26 protein-coding genes are annotated in these 23358 nt (G+C 73.9%); 13 read left to right on the top strand and 13 right to left on the bottom strand.

What is annotated here, in order from left to right; genetic code table 11:
• Positions 1-20: 20 nt before the first annotated feature.
• Positions 21-890, bottom strand: coding sequence for a transglutaminase family protein (locus tag ACFV1L_RS26145; RefSeq protein ID WP_380369984.1), 870 nt, complete (start codon positions 888-890; stop codon positions 21-23).
• Positions 891-940: 50 nt separating this feature from the next.
• On the bottom strand, positions 941-1825 hold the full coding sequence (locus ACFV1L_RS26140) for a GNAT family N-acetyltransferase (protein ID WP_380369981.1): 885 nt from the start codon (positions 1823-1825) through the stop codon (positions 941-943).
• Between the two features lie 259 nt (positions 1826-2084).
• On the opposite strand from ACFV1L_RS26140, the gene fdxA reads away from it, so the two are divergent.
• Both fdxA and dapC read left to right on the top strand, forming a co-directional pair.
• Positions 2085-2411, top strand: a complete 327-nt coding sequence (fdxA, locus tag ACFV1L_RS26135; RefSeq protein ID WP_030287402.1) for a ferredoxin — start codon at positions 2085-2087, stop codon at positions 2409-2411.
• Between the two features lie 17 nt (positions 2412-2428).
• Positions 2429-3574: a succinyldiaminopimelate transaminase gene (dapC, locus tag ACFV1L_RS26130; RefSeq protein ID WP_380369979.1), complete on the top strand. Its 1146-nt coding sequence runs from the start codon at positions 2429-2431 to the stop codon at positions 3572-3574.
• A 71-nt stretch (positions 3575-3645) separates the two neighbouring features.
• Here dapC and ACFV1L_RS26125 read toward each other — a convergent pair whose 3' ends face one another.
• Together ACFV1L_RS26125 and ACFV1L_RS26120 are read right to left on the bottom strand one after the other, a co-directional pair.
• Positions 3646-4398 carry a hypothetical protein gene (locus tag ACFV1L_RS26125; protein WP_380369976.1) on the bottom strand — a complete coding sequence of 251 codons (753 nt, stop codon included), beginning with the start codon at positions 4396-4398 and terminating at the stop codon, positions 3646-3648.
• A gap of 352 nt (positions 4399-4750) precedes the next feature.
• Positions 4751-5704 carry a hypothetical protein gene (locus tag ACFV1L_RS26120; RefSeq protein ID WP_380369973.1) on the bottom strand — a complete coding sequence of 318 codons (954 nt, stop codon included), beginning with the start codon at positions 5702-5704 and terminating at the stop codon, positions 4751-4753.
• Positions 5705-5864: 160 nt separating this feature from the next.
• Here ACFV1L_RS26120 and dapE point away from each other — a divergent pair, with 160 nt between their 5' ends.
• Complete coding sequence (dapE, locus tag ACFV1L_RS26115) at positions 5865-6938, top strand: succinyl-diaminopimelate desuccinylase (protein ID WP_380369970.1); 1074 nt, start codon at positions 5865-5867, stop codon at positions 6936-6938.
• A gap of 81 nt (positions 6939-7019) precedes the next feature.
• On the top strand, positions 7020-7802 hold the full coding sequence (locus ACFV1L_RS26110; protein ID WP_380369967.1) for a TIGR00730 family Rossman fold protein: 783 nt from the start codon (positions 7020-7022) through the stop codon (positions 7800-7802).
• A 7-nt stretch (positions 7803-7809) separates the two neighbouring features.
• On the opposite strand, the gene folP is transcribed toward ACFV1L_RS26110, so the two are convergent.
• Positions 7810-8622 (bottom strand): dihydropteroate synthase, encoded by an 813-nt coding sequence (gene folP / locus ACFV1L_RS26105; RefSeq protein ID WP_380370005.1) that lies wholly within the window; start codon positions 8620-8622, stop codon positions 7810-7812.
• A gap of 180 nt (positions 8623-8802) precedes the next feature.
• Here folP and ACFV1L_RS26100 point away from each other — a divergent pair, with 180 nt between their 5' ends.
• Positions 8803-9219 (top strand): DivIVA domain-containing protein, encoded by a 417-nt coding sequence (locus tag ACFV1L_RS26100; RefSeq protein ID WP_380369965.1) that lies wholly within the window; start codon positions 8803-8805, stop codon positions 9217-9219.
• Positions 9216-9782 carry a DNA-3-methyladenine glycosylase I gene (locus ACFV1L_RS26095; RefSeq protein WP_380369962.1) on the top strand — a complete coding sequence of 189 codons (567 nt, stop codon included), beginning with the start codon at positions 9216-9218 and terminating at the stop codon, positions 9780-9782. The genes ACFV1L_RS26100 and ACFV1L_RS26095 overlap by 4 nt, the downstream gene beginning before the upstream one ends.
• Before the next feature lie 56 nt (positions 9783-9838).
• Here ACFV1L_RS26095 and ACFV1L_RS26090 read toward each other — a convergent pair whose 3' ends face one another.
• Positions 9839-10639, bottom strand: a complete 801-nt coding sequence (locus ACFV1L_RS26090) for an enoyl-CoA hydratase-related protein (RefSeq protein ID WP_380369959.1) — start codon at positions 10637-10639, stop codon at positions 9839-9841.
• A 292-nt stretch (positions 10640-10931) separates the two neighbouring features.
• Between ACFV1L_RS26090 and ACFV1L_RS26085 the strand changes: the two genes are divergently transcribed.
• The gene (locus tag ACFV1L_RS26085; RefSeq protein ID WP_014137929.1) at positions 10932-11099 is read left to right on the top strand and encodes a DUF3117 domain-containing protein; all 168 of its coding nucleotides are present in this window, start codon (positions 10932-10934) and stop codon (positions 11097-11099) included.
• A 120-nt stretch (positions 11100-11219) separates the two neighbouring features.
• Here ACFV1L_RS26085 and ACFV1L_RS26080 read toward each other — a convergent pair whose 3' ends face one another.
• Positions 11220-11894 (bottom strand): O-methyltransferase, encoded by a 675-nt coding sequence (locus ACFV1L_RS26080; protein ID WP_380369956.1) that lies wholly within the window; start codon positions 11892-11894, stop codon positions 11220-11222.
• A 247-nt stretch (positions 11895-12141) separates the two neighbouring features.
• Here ACFV1L_RS26080 and sigE point away from each other — a divergent pair, with 247 nt between their 5' ends.
• The 4 genes from sigE to ACFV1L_RS26060 all read left to right on the top strand — a co-directional run bounded on the left by sigE (position 12142) and on the right by ACFV1L_RS26060 (position 15134).
• Positions 12142-12849 carry an RNA polymerase sigma factor SigE gene (gene sigE, locus ACFV1L_RS26075; RefSeq protein WP_380369953.1) on the top strand — a complete coding sequence of 236 codons (708 nt, stop codon included), beginning with the start codon at positions 12142-12144 and terminating at the stop codon, positions 12847-12849.
• Complete coding sequence (locus ACFV1L_RS26070; protein WP_380369950.1) at positions 12846-13700, top strand: anti-sigma factor; 855 nt, start codon at positions 12846-12848, stop codon at positions 13698-13700. Before sigE ends, ACFV1L_RS26070 begins: the two co-directional genes overlap by 4 nt.
• A gap of 131 nt (positions 13701-13831) precedes the next feature.
• Positions 13832-14260: a sec-independent translocase gene (locus ACFV1L_RS26065; RefSeq protein ID WP_380369947.1), complete on the top strand. Its 429-nt coding sequence runs from the start codon at positions 13832-13834 to the stop codon at positions 14258-14260.
• A 220-nt stretch (positions 14261-14480) separates the two neighbouring features.
• Positions 14481-15134 (top strand): hypothetical protein, encoded by a 654-nt coding sequence (locus ACFV1L_RS26060; RefSeq protein ID WP_380369944.1) that lies wholly within the window; start codon positions 14481-14483, stop codon positions 15132-15134.
• 70 nt (positions 15135-15204) lie between these two features.
• On the opposite strand, the gene ACFV1L_RS26055 is transcribed toward ACFV1L_RS26060, so the two are convergent.
• The 4 genes from ACFV1L_RS26055 to ACFV1L_RS26040 all read right to left on the bottom strand — a co-directional run bounded on the left by ACFV1L_RS26055 (position 15205) and on the right by ACFV1L_RS26040 (position 19386).
• Positions 15205-16365: an Mrp/NBP35 family ATP-binding protein gene (locus ACFV1L_RS26055; protein WP_380369941.1), complete on the bottom strand. Its 1161-nt coding sequence runs from the start codon at positions 16363-16365 to the stop codon at positions 15205-15207.
• 56 nt (positions 16366-16421) lie between these two features.
• Complete coding sequence (locus tag ACFV1L_RS26050) at positions 16422-17054, bottom strand: DUF1003 domain-containing protein (protein WP_380369939.1); 633 nt, start codon at positions 17052-17054, stop codon at positions 16422-16424.
• On the bottom strand, positions 17044-18324 hold the full coding sequence (locus ACFV1L_RS26045; RefSeq protein WP_380369936.1) for a magnesium transporter MgtE N-terminal domain-containing protein: 1281 nt from the start codon (positions 18322-18324) through the stop codon (positions 17044-17046). The genes ACFV1L_RS26050 and ACFV1L_RS26045 overlap by 11 nt, the downstream gene beginning before the upstream one ends.
• Before the next feature lie 528 nt (positions 18325-18852).
• Positions 18853-19386, bottom strand: coding sequence for a hypothetical protein (locus tag ACFV1L_RS26040; protein WP_380369934.1), 534 nt, complete (start codon positions 19384-19386; stop codon positions 18853-18855).
• 120 nt (positions 19387-19506) lie between these two features.
• On the opposite strand from ACFV1L_RS26040, the gene ACFV1L_RS26035 reads away from it, so the two are divergent.
• Positions 19507-20427, top strand: a complete 921-nt coding sequence (locus ACFV1L_RS26035) for a DMT family transporter (protein WP_380369932.1) — start codon at positions 19507-19509, stop codon at positions 20425-20427.
• Between the two features lie 64 nt (positions 20428-20491).
• Here ACFV1L_RS26035 and corA read toward each other — a convergent pair whose 3' ends face one another.
• Positions 20492-21607 carry a magnesium/cobalt transporter CorA gene (gene corA / locus ACFV1L_RS26030; protein ID WP_380369929.1) on the bottom strand — a complete coding sequence of 372 codons (1116 nt, stop codon included), beginning with the start codon at positions 21605-21607 and terminating at the stop codon, positions 20492-20494.
• A gap of 442 nt (positions 21608-22049) precedes the next feature.
• Here corA and ACFV1L_RS26025 point away from each other — a divergent pair, with 442 nt between their 5' ends.
• Positions 22050-22706 (top strand): suppressor of fused domain protein, encoded by a 657-nt coding sequence (locus tag ACFV1L_RS26025; protein WP_380369926.1) that lies wholly within the window; start codon positions 22050-22052, stop codon positions 22704-22706.
• A gap of 7 nt (positions 22707-22713) precedes the next feature.
• Here the strand turns inward: ACFV1L_RS26025 and ACFV1L_RS26020 are convergent, their stop codons facing one another.
• Positions 22714-23325 carry a MarC family protein gene (locus tag ACFV1L_RS26020; RefSeq protein WP_380370003.1) on the bottom strand — a complete coding sequence of 204 codons (612 nt, stop codon included), beginning with the start codon at positions 23323-23325 and terminating at the stop codon, positions 22714-22716.
• Positions 23326-23358 lie beyond the last annotated feature (33 nt).

Here is a 23358-nt window from a genome sequence, read left to right as displayed (position 1 = left end):
AGCGGCGGCGAACGGGCATCTCAGTTGAGGCGGTGGCGGGCGGACCTGGCTTCGGCGCGGACGCGCTTGGCACTGTCGGGGTCGAAGGCGTCGAGGATCTCCGCGTAGGCGTCCATCTCGGCGGCGCCGCCCAGGAAGTCTCCGGTCTTGACGAGCAACTCGGCGCGTTCGAGGCGGAGTTGGGCGGGGTGGCGGGGGAGGAGGAGGGCGAGCTCGGTGGCCCAGAGCTGGGTGCGGGCGTGTTCGGGCCGTTCGGCGGCCCAGTGCCGGATGTTGCCGAGGACGCGCAGCACGGTGTCCAGCGGCTGGGCGGGGGTGAGGAGCTCGGGGGAGTAGCCGTGGCCGGACGCGGCGAGCAGGCGCTCGACGTCGGGGACGTCGAGCAGGCGGCCGCCGTGGAAGGGGTCCGCGAGGACGTAGTCGTCGCCGGGGTCCGGCCCGCCGACCGCGACGATGAAGTGACCGGGCAGGGCGATGCCGTGGACGGTCAGGCCGGCCCGGGCGGCGACCGCGGTCCAGACCAGGGACAGCATGATCGGCAGCCCGCGGCGGCGCCGGAGGACCTCCGGGAGGAGGGAGGACTCCAGGCGGCGGTAGTCGGACTGGCGGCCGTGGAACCGCTCGCGGCCGCCGAGCACCGCCGCGAGGAGCGCGGCGGTCTCCTCGGGGCCGCGCGGGCGGCGTTCGGCGACGGCCTGCCGGATGGCGGCGGCGTGCCGGTCCAGGGCGGCCTGACAGGCACTCAGGACGGCGTCCAGATCGGGTGGTTCGGCGCTGTCGCCGGGGTCGCCGAGGGTGTGCTCGGCGGCGGCGAGCAGGCACAGCAGCACGGGGTCGGGGCGTTCGGCCCGCGCTTCGGCTCGGAAGCGGATTCTGCTCTGCTCGGTCACTGCGGCCTTCGGTTCAGCAGCGGTCGTGGCGTGTCTTCAGGTGGTGCACGCTACCGCTGGGGGAGGCGGGCGTAGTGGTAAGTGTGACTGGTCGTGAAGCCGAGGCGGTTGTAGAGCGTCTGCGCGCCGTGGTTGTCGGCCTCGACCTGCAGGTAGGCGGCGGTGGCGCCCTCCTCGGCGGCGCGGGCGGCGAGCCCCGCCATCAGCGTGGTGGCCAGTCCGCGGCGGCGGGCCGCCGGGGCGACCTCGATCGCGCCGAGGCCGGCCCAGTCGCCGTCCACCGACATCCGGCCGATCGCCAGCGGCCTGCCGTCCGGGCCGGGTACGTGGGCGAACCAGACCGAGGGGCCGCCGTGCAGCACGGCGTGCGCGGCCGCCTCCAGGGCGGGGTCGTCGCCGACCCGGCGGTAGAGCGAGAGCCAGGCGCGGCCGGCGGTGCGGGACAGCCGGACCTGCCGCCAGCCGTCCGGCGCGGCCGCCCGGGCCAGTCCGCCGAGCGGGGCGGTGCGCACCGCGGTCGGGGCCAGTGCGGCGCCCAGGGCGGCGAGTTCGGCGGTCAGTCCGGGCGGGGAGACGCCCTCGGTCACCTCGACGTGGGCGGGCAGGCCGCGGGCCGCGTACCAGTCGCGGACCCGGTCCAGGGCCTCGGCGGTCGACACGCCCGGGTCGCCGAGGGCCTGCACGGAGTTGGCGCGCCGGGTGAATCCGGCGGAGGCCCGCAGCACCCACTCGCCGAGCGGTTCCTGTTCGATCGCGGGCCAGCCGCGGGCGGCGGTCCGCTGGAGCCCGGCCGGGGTGCTCTCCGGCGCCGGGACGCGGCGGGCCGGGAACGGCGGCACGGGCTTGCCGGCCACCAGCAGTTCGGCGGCGAAGCGCACCGGCGCGCCGCCGCGGGACTCGACCGTCAACCCGTCGCCGTCCCACGCAGTGAGCACGCCGATCACATCGCGGAACACGGGCCGGCCGTCCGCCACGCCGTCAACACGCCGGACGGAGACGCGTCTTCCCACGTCAGACGGGCCTATCCGGACCTCCGGACGGGCCTCCAGCGGGACTCCGCCGACCATGAACCGCACCTCCTGTGCATTTGCGTCCCCCGACCCGCGATACTAGGGGCGGGCATCGACGACGCCGCGCGCACCGCGCGACCGAGTAAACAGTAGGGCGGGAGCCCTTCCGAGGAGGAACGACAGCGTGACCTACGTCATCGCGCAGCCTTGTGTCGACGTGAAGGACAAGGCGTGCATCGAGGAGTGCCCCGTCGACTGCATCTACGAGGGTCAGCGGTCCCTCTACATCCACCCGGACGAGTGCGTCGACTGCGGTGCGTGCGAGCCGGTCTGCCCGGTCGAGGCGATCTTCTACGAGGACGACACTCCGGAGGAGTGGAAGGACTACTACAAGGCGAACGTCGAGTTCTTCGACGACCTGGGCTCGCCCGGCGGCGCCTCCAAGCTCGGCCTGATCGAGCGTGACCACCCGTTCATCGCGGCCCTGCCCCCGCAGAACGCCGACCACTGATCGGTGGCATCCACGCTGTGAGCACCAACGACAGCACGCACGCGCCGTTCCCGGGCCACCCGGGGGCGGCGCGCCGCGTATCCGACCGTCTTCCGGTCTTCCCCTGGGACAAGCTGGAACCGTACAAGCACACCGCCGAGGGCCACCCGGACGGGCTGTGCGACTTCTCCGTCGGCACCCCCGTCGACCCGGTCCCGGAGCTGATCCAGCAGGCCCTGGCCGCGCACACCGACACGCCCGGCTACCCGACCGTGTGGGGCCCGCTCGCCCTGCGCGAGTCGATCGCCGGCTGGCTGCACCGCCGGGTCGGCGCCGACATCGGCCCCGAGGCGGTGCTGCCCACCGTCGGCTCCAAGGAGCTGGTGGCGTGGCTGCCCGGGCAGCTCGGCCTCGGCCCCGGCGACCAGGTCGCCTACCCGAAGCTCGCCTACCCCACGTACGAGGTCGGCGCGCTGCTCTGCGGCGCCGAGCCGGTCGCCTACGGGGACCTCGACGAGCTGGACGGCAGCAGGGTCCGGCTGCTCTGGCTGAACTCGCCGTCCAACCCGACCGGGCGGGTGCTGGGCGCGGACGAGCTGCGCCGCGCCGTCGAGTGGGCCCGGGAGCACCGGGTGCTGCTGGTCAGCGACGAGTGCTACCTCGAACTCGGCTGGGAGGCCGAGCCGGTGTCGGTGCTGCACCCGTCGGTGTGCGGCGGCACCCACGAGGGGCTGCTCGCCGTCCACTCGCTCTCCAAGCGCTCCAACCTCGCCGGGTACCGTGCCTCGTTCGTGGCCGGTGACGCGGTGGTGGTCCGGGAGCTGCTGGAGATCCGCAAGCACGGCGGCATGATCGTGCCGGCGCCGGTGCAGGCGGCCACCGCGGTCGCGCTCGCCGACGACGCGCACGTCGCCGAGCAGCGCGCCCGGTACGCGCAGCGGCGGGCCGCGCTGCGGGCCGCGCTGGAGGCGTACGGGCTCCGGATCGAGCACTCCGAGGCGAGCCTGTACCTGTGGGCGACCCAGGACCGGCCGTGCTGGGAGACCGTGGCCGAACTCGCCGAACTGGGCATCCTGGTGGCCCCCGGCGACTTCTACGGCCCGGCGGGCGACCGGTTCGTGCGGGTGGCGTTCACCGCCACCGACGAGCGGGTGGCCGCCGCCGTGGAGCGGCTCAAGCGCTGACGCCGCGTCGAGCGGCGGACGAAAGGGGCGGAGCCGACCGGCTCCGCCCCTTTCGTGCGTGCTCGCGGTGATCAGCCGATCGGCAGGCCGCCGCCGCCCAGGCCGCCCAGCAGGCCGCCCAGCGGGCCGAGCGCGCCGGTCAGGCCGCTCAGCGGGCTGTTGCTGCCGCCGCCCAGCGAGGGCATCGAGCCCAGGCGGTTGGCGGACTCGTGCTCGGCCAGGCCCGCGAGGGCGCCCGCGACGGGCAGCTCCTTGAGGGCGCTCGCCACCGGCAGCGACTGCACGGCGCCGGTGACCGGGGCGAGCTTCTCGGCCGCGGGCAGGCTGTGCGCCAGCTTGTCGGTGGGCAGCTTGCCGACGGTCTTGAGCGGGGTGGCGGTGGCCTTCTGGGCGGCCGGGAGGACCTTCTCGGTGACGGTGGGGCCGACCTTCTGCTCGACCGTCGGGACGACCTTCTCGGACAGCGGGCCGAGCGCGTCGGTCAGCTGGGCCGCCTTGGCGGCCGGGCCGAGGTGGCCGAGCGCCTCGTCGGTGGAGGGCAGGCTGTGCGCGAGGGTGTTGCCGGCCGCGTCGGCGGCCGCCGGCCCGCCCGCCGCCAGGGTCGCGGCACCGGTGGTGCCGACCATCTGGCCGAGCTCGTGGGTCGCCCCCTGCACCGTGTCGCCCGAGTTGGGGACGTCGGCCAGCTTGGTCACGCCGGCGCCCAGGTCGGTCTGCGGGACCACCTCGGTGGCGGAGGCGGCGCCCGCGGCCGCGAGCGGCGTCGCGGTGGCGGCGACGAGCAGCGCGGCCTGGGCGATCCGGCGCGTGAGGGGGAGGGACATGGTGCTCCTAAGAGGTGAGGTCTACGGTCCGCCGGGCGGACGGCCGGTACGGCTGTCCGGGCCGCCCCGCGGGCGACGTGTATGACCGCAAGAGCACCGGGAAGGTTTCGGCCGGTCAAGGTCAAGGGTTCGCAAAGATCGGACGATCGGGTTTCGGGCACCGGGGCCGGATCGCCCGCCGCGGGATCGCTGAAGAACCGTCACTTCCCTTGTCCGGAAAGGCGACCGGCGGACCGCCGACGCCTCGGCGTGCCGGCCGTCCGCCAGGGGCGCTGCCGTCAGCGGGAGTTGACCCGAATCACCCGGTGGGCCGTCACCCGCGCATCAGTGCGTCAACGCACCGACGGCGCCGTCACTTCTTCTTCGCCGGGGCGCCCAGCGTCACCAGCACCCGGTCGCCCGGGGCGCCCACCAGCGGCTTCCAGCCGTCGTTCGGCCGGTCCACCCGCCACACCTTGCCGGCGTACGCGACCTGCCCGATGCCCAGGTCCGCCGCGCGCGCCACCGACCACTGGGCCAGCGCCCAGCCGGTCTGCTGGGTGCCGCCCGCGCCCGCGGTGCTCGCGGTCGGCTGCGGGGTGAACGCCAGCACCTCGCGCGGGTCCTTGGCGGCCTTCTCGGCGGGCGCCACCGCCACCGCCTTGCCGAACTCCCGGCGCACCCGCTCCGAGGCGGTGGCGGCCGGCGTGGCCGCCGCGTCCGGCTCCGGCAGCTCGTGCACCACGCAGTTCAGCGCGGCCGCCTCCCGGCCCATCAGCACGGTCGCCAGCAGCGTCGCGTTGTTCTCGTGCTTGGCGTACGCCTGCGGGTAGCCGCTGCGCTGCACCTGCTGGGCGGCGTCGGTCAGCGGCATCTGCGCGTAGCCGTTCACCTTCACCAGCGCGTCCAGGAACTTGTTGGTCGAGTAGACCGGGTCCATGATCTGGTCGATCGAGCCCCAGCCCTGCGACGGGCGCTGCTGGAACAGGCCCACCGAGTCCCGGTCGCCGCCCTCCAGGTTGCGCAGCTTGGACTCCTGGATCGCCGTCGCCAGCGCGATCGTCACCGCCCGCTCCGGCAGGCCGCGCGACATCGCCACCGCCGTGATGGTCGCCGCGTTCGCCGCCGCGCCCAGCTCCAGCGCGCCCGAGCCCGCCGCGGTGGCGACCTTGCAGCCCTCGTCCGGCACCGTGATCCTGTCCCGGTTCAGCCACACCACCAGGCCGCCGACCACCGCCAGCGCCAGCAGCCCGACCAGGATCCGCCGCCACGGCCGCCGACGGCGCTCGGACGCGCCACCCCCCGCGTACTCGGCGTCAAAGGCCACGGTCGCCCCTCTCCCTCGTCGTCCGGTCGTGTCCTGTCGCGGCGGTCCCGTCCGGGTCCGCGCCGTTCGCGGACACCGTAACCGCTCGGACGGCCGTACGGGTCCGCGCGGTTGCGCGCCCGCCCGCCGGGCCGTCCGGGCGCTCGGTAGGGTGGCCGCCATGAGCAGCCCGAACTCGCCCCTCGACCTGACCCTCGACGGCGGCACGCTGACCGCCCGCCTCGTCGACTTCCCGTCCGTCAGCGGCGAGGAGACCGCCCTCGCCGACGCGGTCGAGGCCGCGCTCCGGGCCTGCCCGCACCTCACCGTCGACCGGTTCGGCAACAACGTGGTCGCCCGCACCCACTTCGGCCGGCCCGAGCGGGTGGTGCTGGCCGGACACCTGGACACCGTCCCGATCGCCGACAACGTGCCCTCGCACGTCGAGGGCGACCTGCTCTACGGCTGCGGCACGTCCGACATGAAGTCCGGCGTCGCCGTCCAACTCCGGCTCGCCGCCACGGTGGTGGAGCCGAACCACGACATCACCTACGTCTTCTACGACTGCGAGGAGGTGGAGGCCGACCGCAACGGCCTCGGCCACCTCTTCGCCACCCACCCCGACTGGCTGGCCGGCGACTTCGCCGTGCTGATGGAGCCGAGCGGCGCCGTCGTCGAGGGCGGCTGCCAGGGCAGCCTCCGGGCCGACATCACGCTCACCGGCGTGCGCGCCCACGCCGCCCGCAGCTGGCTCGGCGACAACGCCATCCACAAGGCGGCGGAGGTGCTGCGCCGGCTCGCCGAGTACCGGCCCCGACGGGTCGTCATCGACGGCCTGGAGTACCGCGAGGGCCTGAACGCCACCCGGATCGACGGCGGCGTCGCCGGCAACGTCATCCCCGACGAGTGCCGGATCCACGTGGCCTTCCGGTTCGCCCCCGACCGCAGCCTGGAGCAGGCCGAGGCCCACCTGCGGGAGGTCTTCGACGGCTACCAGCTGGACATCGTCGACGCCTCGCCCGCCGCGCTGCCCGGCCTCTCCCAGCCCGCCGCGCAGGCCTTCCTGGCCGCGGTCGGCGGCGAGCCGCGCGCCAAGTTCGGCTGGACCGACGTCGCCCGGTTCTCCGCGCACGGCGTCCCCGCCGTCAACTACGGCCCCGGCGACCCGAACCTGGCGCACAAGCGGGAGGAGCACTGCTCGCTCGCCGCGATCGCCGAGGTCGAGGAGCGGCTGCGGAACTGGCTCACCAAGTAGCCGCCCGGCGCCGGTCCTCGGACGTGCGGCCGTTTTCCGTTGTTCCCCGGAAAGTTGCCTTGTCAGGCGTAGGGTTTCGTCATGACAGCCAACGGAGAAGAACACGTCCGCAGGACCAGGAAGCCGTGGCCCGAGAAGCGCAAGGGCCCGGTGCTGCTCCGGCGGGACCAGGTCGAGACGGAGACGACGGACCAGCGGCTGCTGGACACCACCGGGCCCACCGACTGGTTGCACACCGACCCGTGGCGGGTGCTGCGGATCACCTCCGAGTTCGTCGAGGGCTTCGGCGCGCTCGCCAAGCTCCCCACCGCGATCAGCGTGTTCGGCTCCGCCCGGACGAAGCCCGGCACGCCCGAGTACCAGGCCGGCGTGGAGATCGGCCGGGCCCTCGCGGAGGCCGGCTACGCGGTGATCACCGGCGGCGGGCCCGGCGCGATGGAGGCCGCCAACAAGGGCGCCACCGAGGCCGGCGGACTGAGCGTCGGACTCGGCATCGAGCTGCCCTTCGAGCAGGGCCTGAACGAGTACGTCGACCTGGGCCTGAACTTCCGGTACTTCTTCGTCCGCAAGACGATGTTCGTGAAGTACGCCCAGGGCTTCGTGGTGCTGCCCGGCGGGCTCGGCACCCTGGACGAGCTGTTCGAGGCGCTCACCCTGGTGCAGACGAAGAAGGTCACCCGGTTCCCGGTGATCCTGTTCGGCAGCGCCTACTGGGGCGGTCTGGTCGAGTGGCTGAAGTCCACCCTGGTCGCCGAGGGCAAGGCCAACCCGCAGGACCTCGACCTGTTCCACGTCACCGACGACGTCGCCGACGTGCTCAAGGTCCTGGAGGAGGCCCGCAAGCCGCAGGGCACGCCGGCCTGACGGACCGTCAGGCGAGCCCCCGGCGGGCCACCGCCGGGGGACGGGTGCCGCGGATCGACGCCACCATGTCCAGCACCTGCCGGGTCTCGGCGACCTGGTGCACCCGGTACACCTGTGCGCCCAGCCAGGCCGACACGGCGGTGGTGGCCAGGGTGCCGAGCAGGCGCTCGTCCACCGGCTTGTCGAGGGTCTCGCCGACGAAGTCCTTGTTCGACAGCGACACCAGCACCGGGAACCCGGTCGCCGTCATCTCCGGCAGCCGACGGGTCGCCTCCAGCGAGTGCCGGGTGTTCTTCCCGAAGTCGTGCCCCGGGTCGATGATCAACCCGTCGCGTCGCACCCCGAGTTCGAGCGCCCGCTCGGCCAGGCCGACGGTGACCGCCAGGATGTCCGCCATCACGTCCTCGTAGCCCACCCGGTGCGGACGGGTGCGCGGCTCCGCGCCGCCCGCGTGCGTGCACACCAGGCCCGCGCCGTACCGGGCCGCGACCTCGGCGAGCTTCGGGTCGAAACCGCCCCAGGCGTCGTTCAGCAGGTCCGCGCCCACCTCGCAGACCGCCTCGCCGACCTCGTGGCGCCAGGTGTCCACGCTGATCACCACGTCCGGATGGCGCCTGCGCAGCTCCGCCACGAACGGCACCGTGCGGCGCAACTCCTCCTCGACGGTGACCTCTTCGCCCGGACCGGCCTTCACCCCGCCGATGTCCAGGATCGCCGCGCCCTCCGCGACCGCCCGGTCCGCCGCGTCGAACGCGGCCGCGTCGGCGAAGGTCGCGCCCCGGTCGAAGAACGAGTCCGGGGTGCGATTGACGATTGCCATGATGATCAGCTCGTTCGGGCCGAACTCACGCGTGCCGAGGCGCAGTGCCACCGGTGTCTCCTCCTCAGCGCTCCCGGGTGCAATGATGGGCCCCGGCCTGTACGGGACCATGATCCCACCTGATCCCGCCCGTGGGCCGAAGCCGACCGGGAACTGCCGGGGACTGACGGAGGACAGCTCGTGTTCTGGGTGATCGTGGGTGCGATGGCCGTGGTGGTCGGCGGTGCCGCACTGGTGGCGCTGGGCGGCGGCGGATCCCTTCCGGAGGCGGAACACGACCGCCTCACCGCACGCCTCCCGCAGGACCGGCCGCTGAGCCGGACCGACGTCGACGACCTGCGCCTGCCGATGGCGCTGCGCGGCTACCGGATGGACGAGGTCGACGACGTCCTCGACCGCCTCGGCGCGGAACTCGCCCTCCGCGACGCGCGGATCGCCGAACTCGAGGCGGTCGGCGCGGTGCGCGGCTCGGTGGAGGCCGCGCCCGCCGCGTCCGGGGAGCCGCTGCCGGGACTGGAGTCGTTCACGGCCGTGCTGGAGAAGAAGCCCGCCGAGCCCGAGGGTTCGGAGGACACCGAGAAGAGCGACCGCTCGTGACGGGCGCCGTGCTCGGCGCCGACGGACTGCTGCGCTGCGGATGGGGCGACTCGGCGGACGACTACCGGGTCTACCACGACACCGAGTGGGGCCGGCCGGTCCACGGCGACCAGGCGCTGTTCGAGCGGATCTCGCTGGAGGCGTTCCAGTCCGGGCTGTCCTGGATCACCATCCTCCGGCGGCGCGAGGGATTCCGGGCGGCGTTCCGGGACTTCACGATCGAGGAGGTCGCGGAGTTCGGCGACGCCGACGTGGAACGGCTGATGGCCGACACCGGGATCATCCGCAACCGGGCGAAGATCCTCGCCACGATCGCCAACGCCCGGGCCGCCCGCGAACTCGCGGGCGAACTGGACGCGTTGATCTGGAGCCACGCCGGCGACCCGGACCGGCCGGCGCCCCGCACGCTCGCGGACGTGCCCGCCGTGACGCCCGAATCGACCGCGCTGGCCCGGGAGTTGAAGAAGAACGGGTTCCGGTTCGTCGGGCCGACCACCGCCTATGCGCTGATGCAGGCGTGCGGGCTGGTGAACGACCACCTGGCGGACTGCCACGCCCGGTAGCCGGCCCTCCGGGCGGCCGCTTCCCGCGCCCCGGGCGGGGCGCGGGGGCCCCGGGCCTACTTGCCCACGAAGGCCGGCTTCTCCTTCGCCACGAAGGCGTTGACGGCGATCGCGTGGTCCTCGCTGTTGCCGGCCATAGTCTGCAACTCCTCCTCCTTGTCCAGGAGTTCGCTCAGCGAGTGGGAGGCGGCGTAGGCCAGCGACTCCTTGATCGCGCCGTAGGCGACGGTCGGGCCGTTGGCCAGCGTGAGGGCGAACTCGTGCGCCGTGGCGGCCAGTTCGGCGGCCGGGACGACGCGGGTGGCGAGCCCGAGGGCGAGCGCCTCCTCGGCGCGGACGGTGCGGGGGAGCATCAGGAGCTCGGTGGCGCGGGCGTGGCCGACCAGGCGGGGGAGCGTCCAGGAGGCGCCGGAGTCGGCGGTCAGGGCGATGCCGGCGAACGCGGTGTTGAAGCCGGCCGTGTCGGCGACGATCCGGAAGTCGCAGGCGAAGGCGAGCGAGGCGCCCGCCCCGGCCGCGACGCCGTTGACGGCGGCGACGGTCGGCTTGCGCATCCCGGCGAGGGCCCGGACCAGCGGGTTGTAGTGCTCGGCGACGGTGCGCAGCGCGCTCTCGCCGGTCTCCTGCTGGTGGCGGAGCCGGCCGAGGTGCTCCTTGAGGTCCTGCCCGACGCAGAAGGCCTTCTCGCCGGCGCCGGTGAGCAGCACGGCCCGGACGTCGGGGTCGGCGGCGGCGGTGATCACCGCGTCCCGGAGGGCGACCTTGGTGGCGACGTCGAGGGCGTTCATGGCGTCGGCGCGGTCGATGGTGAGGACGGCGAGGGCGCCGTCGCGGTGGTAGCGCACGGTGTCGGACATCGGTGAGGGCTCCCGGGTCGCGGTGGGCTGTCGTGGCCACAGCATGCCGGAGTGCGGCCGGGCGGGGGAGTGTGAGGTGGCGCACCACCTGAGGGCGTGTCGGAGTGCGGAGGGATGCGGCTTTCGGCAGGTAATCGGAGCTCTGGTGCGGGTTCGGGCGGCTTGGCGCAGAGAGTGATGTTGGTCATCGAGCGGTCGCATGCGGGATAATGGCTTCCGATCAATGCGTTCGATACCGGCGGTGGACGGACTGCCGGTGCGTACCTGAACGGTTGCAGGAAGGGGAACGAGCATGGCGGCCATGAAGCCGCGGACGGGTGACGGCCCGCTGGAGGTAACCAAGGAGGGGCGGGGCATCATCATGCGAGTTCCGCTCGAAGGGGGCGGCCGCCTGGTGGTGGAGCTGACGCCGGACGAGGCGGACGCTCTGGGCGAGGCCCTGAAGAAGGCCTGCGGCTGACACCCGACTGCCACTCGCACGCCCGGGCGTCCCGGGCGTGTTCGACGGGCCCGGTCCCCCGGTGCGGGGAACGGGCCCGTTCCGCATGCCGGGGGCGGCGCGTCCGACGGCGGTGCCGGGTCAGCGCTTCACGGCGCAGAGCAGGCCGTCGCTGACCGGCAGCAGGGCGGGCAGCAGGGTGTCGCTCTCGCGGATCACGGCGACCAGGTCGCGCACGGCGAGGGTCTGCGGGTCGTCGAGTTCGGGCTCGGCGAGCCGGCCCTCCTGGAAGACGCCCTCGAAGCAGACCACCCCGCGCGGCCGGAGCAGCCGCATCGCCTCGGTGAGGTGGAAGCCGGAGTCGGCCGGGTCGCCGTCGCAGAACACCAGGTCGTACTGCCCGTCGGCGAGCCGGGGCAGCACGTCGCGGGCCCGGCCGGGGATGAAGCGGGCGCGGTTGGCGGCGAACCCGGCGGCCAGGTACGCCTCGCGGGCGTACTGCTGGCGGACCGGCTCGGAGTCGACGGTGGTGAGCACGCCGTCGGGCCGCATGCCGCGCAGCAGGTACACGCCGGACACGCCGGTGCCGGTGCCGATCTCGACCACCGCCTTGGCGTCGAGCGCGGCGGCCAGCAGGCGCAGGGCCGCGCCGCCGCTGGGACCGATCGCGCGTATGCCGGTGCGGGCCGACTGGGCCCGGGCGTAGGTCAGCACCGCGTCCTCGCCGACGTAGGTGTCGGCGAGGGCCACTCGCTGGGGCCCGAACTCGGTGATGGCTGCCTCTTCCGGAGCGCCGGTGTCGACGGAAGTCGACAAATTCCAGCGACAGACTACTGGCCGACCGGGAACCGCGTTCGACGGCTGGCCGTTGAGTCGTCGTGGGTGGCCGGACCGCCCGCGGCGGCCGCTGTTCGACCGCTCTTATCCGGGCTTGACGTGTGAGGTGGATATGGTGGTGGCTCTGCTGGGCAGAAGAGCCGACCGAGGAGGTGTGGCCGAGGGCGACGTCCCTGTGCAGCGGCACCCCCGCGGCACCACGTCGGCCCGTACGCCGAAGCCCGTGATGAACCAGTCTGTGCATTCCCCCCTGGGCAAGTCGACCGCAGCCGACGACTCGGTGGCCGAGGCCGCCGGCACGCTCGCGTCCTTCACGGAGGGGCCCGACGCGCAGAACTGGACGCCGCCCAGCTGGGAGGAGATCGTCGAGGCGCACAGCGCCCGCGTCTACCGCCTCGCCTACCGGCTGACGGGCAATCAGCACGACGCCGAGGACCTCACGCAGGAGGTCTTCGTCCGGGTGTTCCGCTCGCTGTCCACGTACACCCCCGGCACCTTCGAGGGCTGGCTGCACCGGATCACCACCAACCTGTTCCTGGACATGGTCCGCCGCCGCCAGCGGATCCGCTTCGACGCCCTCGCCGAGGACGCCGCGGAGCGCCTGGCCAGCCGCGAGCCCAGTCCCGCCCAGCACTTCAGCGACACCCACTTCGACGCGGACGTGCAGCAGGCGCTGGACACCCTCGCCCCGGAGTTCCGGGCCGCCGTGGTGCTGTGCGACATCGAGGGCCTCTCCTACGAGGAGATCGCCGCCACCCTCGGCGTGAAGCTCGGCACCGTCCGCAGCCGGATCCACCGCGGCCGCTCGCACCTGCGGGCCGCCCTCAAGCACCGGGCGCCGAACGCCGCCGCGGGCCGGTCGCGCCGGGGCGGCTCCGCCGAACCCGTGCCGGTCGGCGCCGAACCGGTCGGAAGCGACCGGAGGGGGTCATGAGCGATCAGGCCCCCGAGCGCGCGGACGCCACCGGCCGGTCGCGCTGGGCGGCCCTGCGCCGCGCCGAGCAGGCCCCTGCGGCGGCCGAGCTGCGGCCCGTGACGGTCCGTCCGGTCGAGCCGGCGGTCGAGGAGCACCACCTCGGCGACCGCCTCACCGCCTACCTGGACGGCGAACTCGGCCACGACGCCCGCGAGCGGGTGCAGGCCCACCTGGCGACCTGCGCCGACTGCCTGGCCGAGGCGGAGGGCGCCCGCGCGGTCAAGCGGACGCTCAGCGAGGCCGCCGTGCCCGGCCCGTCCGCGGCGCTGATGGCCCGGCTGATGGCCGTGGCCGCGCTGCCGGAGGACGGACCGGGCCCTGACGGGCCGTCGGGAGCCGTGTTCGGCGGAAGCCGGCTCACCGGCGGTTCCTTCGGCCGGGGCGCCGGCTTCGGCGGCGGCGCGCTCGGCGCCGAAGCCCCGATACCCGGGATCGACCCGCGGGCCGGCCTGTTCGGCTCCCGCCCGTCGGCCGCGCCGCGCCGCGACCCGGCCGCGATGCCGCGTCCGCTGGCCGCGCTCGGCGAACTGCCCGCCTCCCGCCCGGCTCCGGCCCGCGGGCGCCGGCTGGTGTTCGCCGCCGCCGGCGCGTTCTCGGTCGCCGCGGTCACCCTCGGCGGGGTCGGCGGCATCACCGCGGGCCAGAGCGGCCCCAACCGGCAGCCCACCAGCGTCACCCCGGTCGGCGGGGCGATCGTCCCGGTGAACGCGCAGCAGCAGGTCGACGTCCCGGACTACCCGATGCGGGCCCGGCGGCAGGCCACCCCGCAGCCGTCGCCCACCGGTGACCCGCGCCAGCTCCTGCGCTAGCCTGCCTTCACCGGCACGCCGTCGACGCCGGTCACCCGGGTGGTCTTTACCACGGATTCACCCGCCGGAGACCGGGGAACGGCCGCCCGCGTTTACCCTTGGTTCAGCGTTGTCGGGTGCTGGGAGTTCAGGTGTTCGGAGACATAGGCGGGCTGGAGGTCCTGACGATCGTCGTCATGGCCATCGTGATCTTCGGCCCGGACAAGCTCCCGAAGCTGATCCAGGACACCATGGGCTTCATTCGCAAGATCCGCTCCTTCGCGGACAGCGCGAAGGAGGACATCCGCAGCGAGCTCGGGCCGGAGTTCCAGAACTTCGACTTCGAGGACCTCAACCCGAAGACCTTCGTCCGCAAGCAGCTGCTCGGCGACGGCGAGGACCCGCTCGGGCTGAAGGACCTCAAGGACAGCGTGGACCTCAAGTCCGCACTGAACGGGACCCCGACCCCGACGCCGACGCCGACCGCCTCCGTCGACTTCTCCAAGCCGGCCGCCGCGGCGAGCGCCGGCCCCGCCCTCGCCGCCGGCGAGCGTCCCCCGTTCGACCCGGACGCCACCTGACCGGCCGGCCGAGCCCGACCCGAACGCCCCGCCCCCGGCAGGCGGGGCGTCGCCGTTCCCGCCGCTATCGTGTGCACTACCTCCCCGGTGCCCCCACCGGACGGCCGCTGTGCAGTCCGTCACGCCAGGCCGTGTCCGGCCCGGTTCTCCCGGACGGAGGGGCCGCGGTGCGCCACCATGGAGCCCGCCCGTGGCAGGAGCAACGCCGAGGAGGCCCGCAGTGGACGCCACGCAAACGACCGCAGACCCCGCCGCCGCGCGCCGGCCCGCCGACCCCCTCGCCGCCTACCGCGCCGCCGACTTCCCCTGGTACGGCCTGGACGAGGGATGGACCGGCCGTCGCTGGCTCGGCCAGGTCGGCACCGGTCAGAACCCGCGCGCCACCCCGTCCGACATCCCCGACTACGGCACCCTCGGCCACGGCGACGAACCCGCCCGCGGGCCCGAGCCCCGGGACACCCGGCGGTTCGCGACCGTGGTCACCGTCGCCCGCCGCGAGGTCCGCCGCAGCGCGGACAACACCGGCACCCTGGAAGCCACCTCCGCGTCCTCCGCGGCCTGGCTGGCCGGCGCCGGACTGCTCGCCGTCACCTGGCCGGGCACCCTCGACCGCACCCTCCGACAGCAGTGGCTCGACCAGCAGTCCGCCCTCGCCTGGGACCTCGCCGACGACCTCGACGGCCCCGCCTGGTCCTCCCTCACCCTCCCCGTCAACGGCCTCCCGCAGCCCTTCCGCTACCGCGAGTCCGAATACGGCTGGGTCCTCGCCGGCGAAGCCCCCGGCGTCCTCATCGGCGCCTACGGCCGCTCCGTCTCCGCCTACGGCATCGGCTTCACCACCGTCGCCGACCTGGAGGCCTACAACGGCCGCTAGCGCCGCCGCAGAACGCCGGAACGGCCCCGGGCGGACAACGCCCGGGGCCGTTCGAGGTGCTGAGGGGCCGTCAGAACTTGTTCTTCGGGGTCAGGCCCAGGGAGAGGCCCGAGAGGCCGCGCTGGCGGCCGGAGAGCTTGCCGGCGATGGTGCGGAGGGCGGCGCCGGCGGGGGAGTCGGGGTTGGAGAGGACGACCGGACGGCCGTCGTCGCCGCCCTCGCGGAGGCGGACGTCGATCGGGATGGAGCCCAGGACCGGGACGGTCGCGCCGACCGTGCGGGTCAGGGCGTCGGCGACGGTCTGGCCGCCCCCGGTGCCGAAGACGTCGATCATCTCGTCGCAGTGCGGGCACGGCATGCCCGACATGTTCTCGATGACGCCGACGATCTTCTGGTGGGTCTGCAGCGCGATGGTGCCGGCCCGCTCGGCGACCTCGGCCGCGGCCATCTGCGGGGTGGTGACGATCAGGATCTCGGCGTTCGGGACGAGCTGCGCGACCGAGATCGCGATGTCGCCGGTGCCGGGCGGCAGGTCGAGCAGCAGGACGTCCAGGTCGCCCCAGTACACGTCGGCGAGGAACTGCTGCAGCGCGCGGTGCAGCATCGGGCCGCGCCACACCACCGGCGCGTTGCCCGGGGTGAACATGCCGATCGAGATGACCTTCACGCCGTTCGCGGCCGGCGGCATGATCATGTCCTGCACCTGGGTCGGCCGGCCCTCGACGCCCAGCATGCGCGGCACGCTGTGGCCGTAGATGTCGGCGTCCACCACGGCGACCTTCAGCCCGTCCGCGGCCAGCGCCGCCGCCAGGTTGACCGTCACCGAGGACTTGCCGACGCCGCCCTTGCCGGAGGCGACCGCGTACACCCGGGTCAGGGTGCCCGGCTTGGCGAACGGGATCTCCCGCTCGGGCGCGCCGCCGCGCAGCAGCTGGGAGAGCTCGCGGCGCTGCTCCTCGCTCATCACGTCGAGCTCGACGGAGACCGCGGTGACACCCGGAACGGCGGACACCGCGTCGGTGACCCGCTGGGTGATCGTCTCGCGCATCGGACAGCCGGAGACGGTGAGGTACACCGCGACCTTCACCGCGCCGCCGTCGCCGATCTCGACGGACTTCACCATGCCGATCTCGGTGATCGGACGGTTGATCTCCGGGTCGTGGACGGTCGCCAGGGCTTCCCGGACGGACTGCTCCGTCACCCCGGCCGCCACCTCTGTCTCGTTGGCCATGTGTTGATGGTACGGCGCTGCGCCCCGCCCCCGACTCGCCGGTAGCGTGCCGCGGGTCACAACGTATCCGCGGGCTCCCGCCGTTCGTCGATCTCCTTGAGCAGCGACTGCAGTTCGGAACGGATGAAGTCCCGGGTCGCGACCTCGCCGAGCCCCTGGCGAAGGGCCGCGACCTCGCGGGTCAGGTACTCGGTGTCCGCGATGTTGCGGTCGCTGCGGGCCCGGTCCTGCTCCATGTTGACGCGGTCGCGGTCGTCCTGGCGGTTCTGCGCGAGCAGGATCAGCGGCGCCGCGTACGAGGCCTGCAACGAGAGCATCAGGGTGAGGAAGATGAACGGGTAGTCGTCGAAGTGGACGGACGCCGGCAGCAGGGTGTTCCACACCACCCAGGCGATGATCACCACCGTCATCCAGACGATGAACCGGCCGGTGCCCAGGAAACGGGCGATCCGCTCGGACAGCTTGCCGAACGCCTCCGGGTCCCAGGCCGGCAGGTGGATCAGGCCCGGTCGGCCGGTGCGCGGCTGGTCGAGCCGCGAACGGGACGGCGACCCGGCCGGGCCGGGCCGCTCCTCGCGGCGGCCGCGCTGCTCACGCGTCCGCAGCTCCCGCAGTTCGCGCAACTGGCGCAGCTCGCCCTGGAGCCGCTGGCCGGACGAGTCGCGCTGCCGCTTGCGGTCACTGTCCATCCGTCACCTCACCGGCGGGGAGGTCGTGCGCCGAGCCCTCGCGCCAGTCGTCCGGCAGCAGGTGGTCCAGCACGTCGTCCACGGTGACCGCGCCCAGCAGGTGGTCGTCCTCGTCGACCACCGGCGCCGCCACCAGGTTGTAGGTGGCCAGGTAGGAGGTGATCAGCGGCAGCGGGGTGTCCGGCGGCAGCGGGTCCAGGTCGTCGTCCACCATCGAGCCGACCAGGGTGTACGGGGGTTCGCGCAGCAGCCGCTGGAAGTGCACCGTGCCCAGGTAGGTGCCGGTCGGGGTCTCGTTCGGCGGACGGCACACGTACACCTGCGCGGCCAGCGCCGGCTTGGTGTCGGAGATCCGCACCCGGGCGAGCGCCTCGGCGACCGACGCGTCCGGCTCCAGCACGATCGGCTCGGTGGTCATCAGACCGCCCGCGGTGTCCTCCTCGTAGGACAGCAGCCGGCGCATCTCCTCCGCCTCCGCGGGCTCCATCAGGCGCAGCAGCCGCTCCGCGTCCTCGGCGGGCAGCTCGGACAGCAGGTCCGCGGCGTCGTCCGGGTCCATGGTCTCCAGGATGTCCGCGGCCCGCTCCTCCTTCAGCTTGCCGATGATCTCCACCTGGTCGTCCTCGGGCAGCTCCTCCAGCACGTCCGCGAGCCGGTCGTCGTCCAGGGCCGCGGCGACCTCGGCGCGACGCTTCGCCGACAGGTGGTGCATGACGTTCGCCAGGTCGGCGGCGCGCAACTGCTCGAAGGTGGCCAGCAGGTTGGCCGCGCCCTGGCCCTCCTCGGCGAGCGAGAACCCGGTGACGGCCGTCCAGTCGAGCAGCAACTGCTCGCCCTTCGCCTTCCGCAGCCGGGACGGACGGCCGACCTGGACGAACACCTTGTCGATCTCCCACTCCCGCAGCCGGGTCTGCACCATCGCGACGTCCAGCACGGTCACCTCGTCCGCGGTCTTGGTCCGGGTGACGGTGCGGTCCAGCAACTCCGCCAGCACCAGCGTCTCCGACGGGCGCTGCTCGAACCGGCGCATGTTCAGCAGCCCGGTGGAGAGCACCTGACCGGACTCCAGGCTGGTCACCCGGGTCATCGGCAGGAAGATCCGGCGGCGGCCGATCACCTCCACCACCAGGCCGAGAACCCGGGGCGGGCTCCCGCCCAGCCGCAACGAGACCACCACGTCACGGACCCGGCCGACCTGGTCGCCGTTCGGGTCGAAGACCGCGACCCCGGAGAGATGGGAGATGAACACGCGGCTGCCTGGGCCGGCCATGCGAGGTCCTCCCGGGTGAAAGGGATATAACCACCCAAACTTAGCGGCCCCGGCCCCCGGGAAGGGCGATGACCGCACCGCGAGACCCGCGGGTCGTCACCCCCCCCGCGAGCTTCCCGGCGGGCGACGGCGGGCCGGGAGGCGGCAGTACGTGCCCGTCGGCACCGCCCCTGCCGAGGGGACCGCGCCGCGAGGCCGACGGGGACGTGACGTTCCTGGCGGCCGCGCCCGGTGGGCATGCTGGTGGCGTAGCCCTGTACGGCGGTGAACGCGCCGCGAGGCCCGGGGGGCGTTGGGGGCCGCGGGCTTTCGGGCGGGCGGCTTCGTGCTGGTCCCGCGCGGCGGCGACCGGGCCGGGAGGCGACCGGTGGGGCTCGCCGGGGGCGTTCGTGCGAGGCGGTGGTGATGACGCCGCGGCGGTCCTGCCCGCTGTTCCTGTCCAGGCGTCCGCGGGTCGGAAGGCCCCGTGTGCCCCCGGGGGGCAGCAGGTGGTCCCGTGGAAGCCGGTCGTTCGTGGTGCGGCCGGGGTCAGCGCCTGCGCTTCTTCTTGAAGAGGAGCTTGGGGAGGCCGGCCGGGACGGGGCGGCGGGTGGTGGCCGGGGTGGGGACGGGGGCGGCGGCGAGGGAGTCGGTGGGGTGGGGGGCGAGGTCGCCGGCGGGTTCGAGGCGGAGGATGCGGGACTCGCGGGCCCAGCGGTCGCCGATGGTGTCGGTGTCGGGGGCGTTGAGGCGCTTGCCCTTGAGTTCGTCGACGGCGCCGTCCCACGCCGGGGTGCCGGGGGTGACGGCGGTGACGGCGGCGGGGAAGGCGACCAGGCGGCCGCCCTTGTCCTTGCTGCGCAGAGTGAGGGTGGCGGTGGTGCCGGCGGCGAGGCCGTGCAGGGGCTGTTCGGCGCCGTCGCCGACGACGACCACGGCGCCGTCGTGCCAGGCGTGCCAGAGCGGGTGGGCGTGCGGGCGGCCGGCGGGCTGGACCCAGAGCAGGCCGGACTTCTTGGCGGCCTCTTCCACCAGGGCCCGGTCGAGGAAGTCTGCCGCGCTCGCAGTCGTCGTACGCTCCATGCCGCACAGCGTACGGCCTGGCCGTCCGCCGGCGGTCCCGTCCCCCGGGACGACAGTGCCATGGTGCCCGGACAGCCCTTACCGTGTACCCGGTCAGCAGTCCTGAGCCCGAGGAGAGCCGTGCCCGCCGCCCCCACCACCGCCCCCGCCGCGACCGCGGTGGTCGACCAGCGGCGGCAGCTGCCGCGCACCGATCTGCTGCTGCTGGCCGTGTCGATCGCGGGCATCTCGCTGTCCGCGCCGCTGATCAGCGCGACGGCCGCGCCGGCGCTGGCGATCGCGTTCTGGCGCAACAGCATGTCGGTGGCGGTGCTGGGCCCGTACGCGCTGTGGCGGCACCGGGCCGAGCTGCGCGGGATCTCCCGGCGGTCGCTGCTGCTGGCGATGGCGGCGGGCGTGCTGCTGGCGCTGCACTTCGCGCTGTGGATGCCGAGCCTGCGGATGACGTCGGTGGCGTCCGCGACGGCGCTGGTGACGACCACTCCGCTGTGGGCGATCGTGCTGATGCGGCTGTTCGGGGTGCGTGCGCCGCGGCTGGTGTGGCTGGGTGTGGGGCTGGCGTTCGCGGGCGTGCTGGTGCTGACCGGCGTGGACCTGTCGCTCTCGCCGCGGGCGCTGCTCGGGGACGGGCTGGCGCTGGCGGCCGGTGCGGCGGCGGCCGGGTACATGCTGCTGGGCGCGGAGGTGCGGCGCACCGTGTCGACCACCGCGTACACACTGGTCTGCTACGCGACGTGCGCGGTGGCGCTGCTGGCGGCGTGTCTGCTGACGGACACCCGGCTGGCGGGCTGGCCGGCCGGGGCGTGGTGGCAGATCTTCCTGCTGATGGTGTCGGCGCAGCTGCTCGGGCACTCGCTGAGCAACCGGGTGGTGCGCACGCTGGGTGCGTCGATCACGTCGACGGCGATCCTGCTGGAGACGCCGGGGGCGGCGCTGATCGCGGCGGTGTGGCTGGGCCAGTGGCCCCCGGCCGCCGCCTACCCGGCGGTCGGGGTGATCCTGCTGGGCCTGGTGCTGGTGGCCCGGGCGGAGCGCCGCTGACACCCCGTCCGAGCCGGCGGGGCGGAGTGCCGGTGACGCCCCGCCCGGCCAGCCGCCGGGGGCGCTACAGCCAGCCGTTGCGGCGGAAGCCCCGGTACATGCCGACGCAGATCAGTGCGATCACGCCGAGCACGGTCGGGTAGCCGTACGTCCACCGGAGTTCCGGCATGTGTTCGAAGTTCATGCCGTACACGCCGGTGATCATGGTGGGGACGGCGAAGATCGCCGCCCACGCGGTGATCTTGCGCATGTCCTCGTTCTGGGCGACCGAGACCTGCGCCAGGTTGGCCTGGAGCAGCGAGTTGAGCAGTTCGTCGAAGCCCTGCACCTGCTCGCTGACCCGGGCGAGGTGGTCGGCGACGTCGCGGAAGTACTTCTGCATCTCCGGGTCGACCAGCCGGGCGACGGGCTCCGACAGCTGCAGCATCGGGCGCAGCAGCGGGGTGACGGCGCGCTTGAACTCCAGTACCTCGCGCTTGAGTTGGTAGACCCGGCCGACGTCGGCGCCGCTGCCGCCGCGGTTGGCGAAGACGCCGTACTCGATCTCGTCGACGTCGGTCTGGAGGCGCTCGGCGACCAGCAGGTAGTTGTCCACCACGTGGTCGGCGATCGCGTGCAGCACGGCGGCGGGGCCCTTGGCGAGCAGGCCGGTGCCCTCGGCGTCGGCCTCCAGCCGGAGCCGGAGGGCGCGCAGCGAGGAGTGCGCGCCGTGCCGGACGGTGATCACGAAGTCCGGCCCGGCGAACACCATCAGCTCGCCGGTCTCGATCACCTCGCTGGTCGGGGTGAGCTGCTCGTGCTCGACGTAGCGGACGGTCTTGTAGACCGCGAACAGCATGTTGTCGTACCGCTCGACCTTGGGGCGCTGGTGCGCGTGCACCGCGTCCTCCACGGCCAGCGGGTGGAGGCCGAAGCGCTGGGCGATGCCCTCGAACTCGGCCTCGGTGGGCTCGTGCAGGCCGATCCAGCTGAACGAGCCGGGGCCGCTCTGGTGCGCGGCCTTGACCTGCCGGGCGGCCTCGCGCGGGCTGCAGGTCTCGCCCGTGCGCTTGCCGTGCTGGTAGACGGCGCAGTCCACCACCGCGGACGGGGTGGTGCCGGGGTTCGGTCCGAGGCCGCCGCCGTCCCGGCGGCGGGGCTGGCGGACGACGGCGGCGCGCAGGTTGTTGATCATCGACATGGCGCGGACTCCCTTGGGCCGGACCGGCGCGCACCCCCCGGGGCAGGCGGGGGCGGCGCGACGGCGGAAAACACCGGTGGACACGCCGGGGCCGACAGTGCGTCAGAAAGCCGTTCGCTGGGCGGGTTTCGGCGGCTCGACCCCGGGGAAGGTGCTCTCTCGGCCGGACGCCACGCTGCGTGCGAGCCCGGGTCAGCCGTGCAGGCGGCGGATCGGGGTGGGCCGGAGAGAGCTGCCGGTACTGCATGGTCGACTGCTGTCCACCGTGACCACCTCCTCCACGCCGGGGCCCGCGCGGGGGCCGTCGCGGCCCTGGTTCGTATTCACAAGGCCGACCGCTCACATTAACAGCTCTTCCCCGTGCCGGGCCCCGGAGTTCGGCGTCGGGCGGGTAAAGGTCGCGCCAAGGCTTGCCCCCCGCCGCGCGCGCTAAGGTCGCCGCATGGCGCACGACTTCCCGCTCTTCGGCGACTTCTCCGATCCCGACGCCGACCCCGGCCACGGTGCCGGCCCGACCCGGCAGGCCGTCCTGGCCGCCGTCGAGGCCCGGCTGATCAGCACGTTCGGCGAACCCTCCGGCCGCGCCGCGGTCACCTTCGTCGGCGCGGACCGGATCGAGGTGCTGCGCTTCGGCCCGGACGCCGAGGGCCTGGTCCGGTACGCGACGCTCGGCATGTCGGCCGCCCCGATGGCCGACCCGTCCGCGCCGGTCGCCGACCCGGTGCGCGGCCCGCGCGCCGAGCTGGTGCTCACCGTGCGCGGCGGGCACGACGAGGTGCACCGGGCGCTGGTGGTGTTCGCCGCCAGCCCGCAGGTGGAGGGGCTGGTGGTGGCCCCCGGCGGCTCGCTCGACCTGGGCTCGCCGCTGTGGCCCGGCGCCCCGTTCACCTCGGTGCTGGCCGCCGAGCCCGGCGGTCTGGTCGAGGATCTCGAACTCCCGGCCCCCGCCGAGGCGGTGCGCTTCCTGCCGCTGCTGCCGATGACGCCCAACGAGGCCGCGTTCAAGCGCGTCCAGGGCGCGGCCGCGCTGGAGGAGCGGTGGCTGCAGCACGGCACCGACCTGCGCGATCCGAACCGCCGCGGCGTCCCGCTGGACTGACCGCCCGTCAGGTCGGGTGGGCGTCGATGAAGCCGAACACCCCGCTGGCCACCAGCTGCACCGCGATCGCCGACAGCAGCAGGCCGGACAGCCGGGTGATCAGCACCACGCCGCCCTCCTTGATCACCCGGATGATCACCAGCGAGAACCGCATGGTCAGCCAGAGCACCGCGTGCATCGCCACGATCGCCGACCACACCGCCACGTACTGCGCGGAGCCGTGGGCCTGCTGCACGCCGAGGATGACCGCGACGATCGCGCCCGGCCCGGCCAGCAGCGGGGTGCCCAGCGGGACCAGGGCGACGTTGACGTCCTTGGTCTGGGTGGGCTCCTCGATCCGGCCGGTCAGCAGGTCCAGCGCGATCAGCAGCAGCAGGAGCCCGCCGGAGATCTGCAGCGCCGGGATCGTCACGTGCAGGTAGCCCAGGATCTGCTGCCCGAACAGGCCGAAGCAGGTGATCACCCCGAGCGCCACCAGCGCGGCCTGCCAGGCCATCCGCCGCTGCACCCGGTGCGCCCGGCCGGAGGTGAGGGCCAGGAAGATCGGGATGGTGCCCGGCGGATCCATGATCACGAACAGCGTGACGAACAGCGATCCGAAGACCTTGCCGTCGATCACGCCGCCCATACCGGGCATTCTGCGTGTTCCGGA

It is taken from the genome of Kitasatospora sp. NPDC059646, from assembly GCF_042734615.1.
In the GTDB taxonomy this organism is placed as follows: Bacteria; Actinomycetota; Actinomycetes; order Streptomycetales; family Streptomycetaceae; genus Kitasatospora.
The sequence above is the reverse complement of the archived record's forward strand: the minus strand, read 5'-3'. Positions and strand labels throughout refer to the sequence as shown.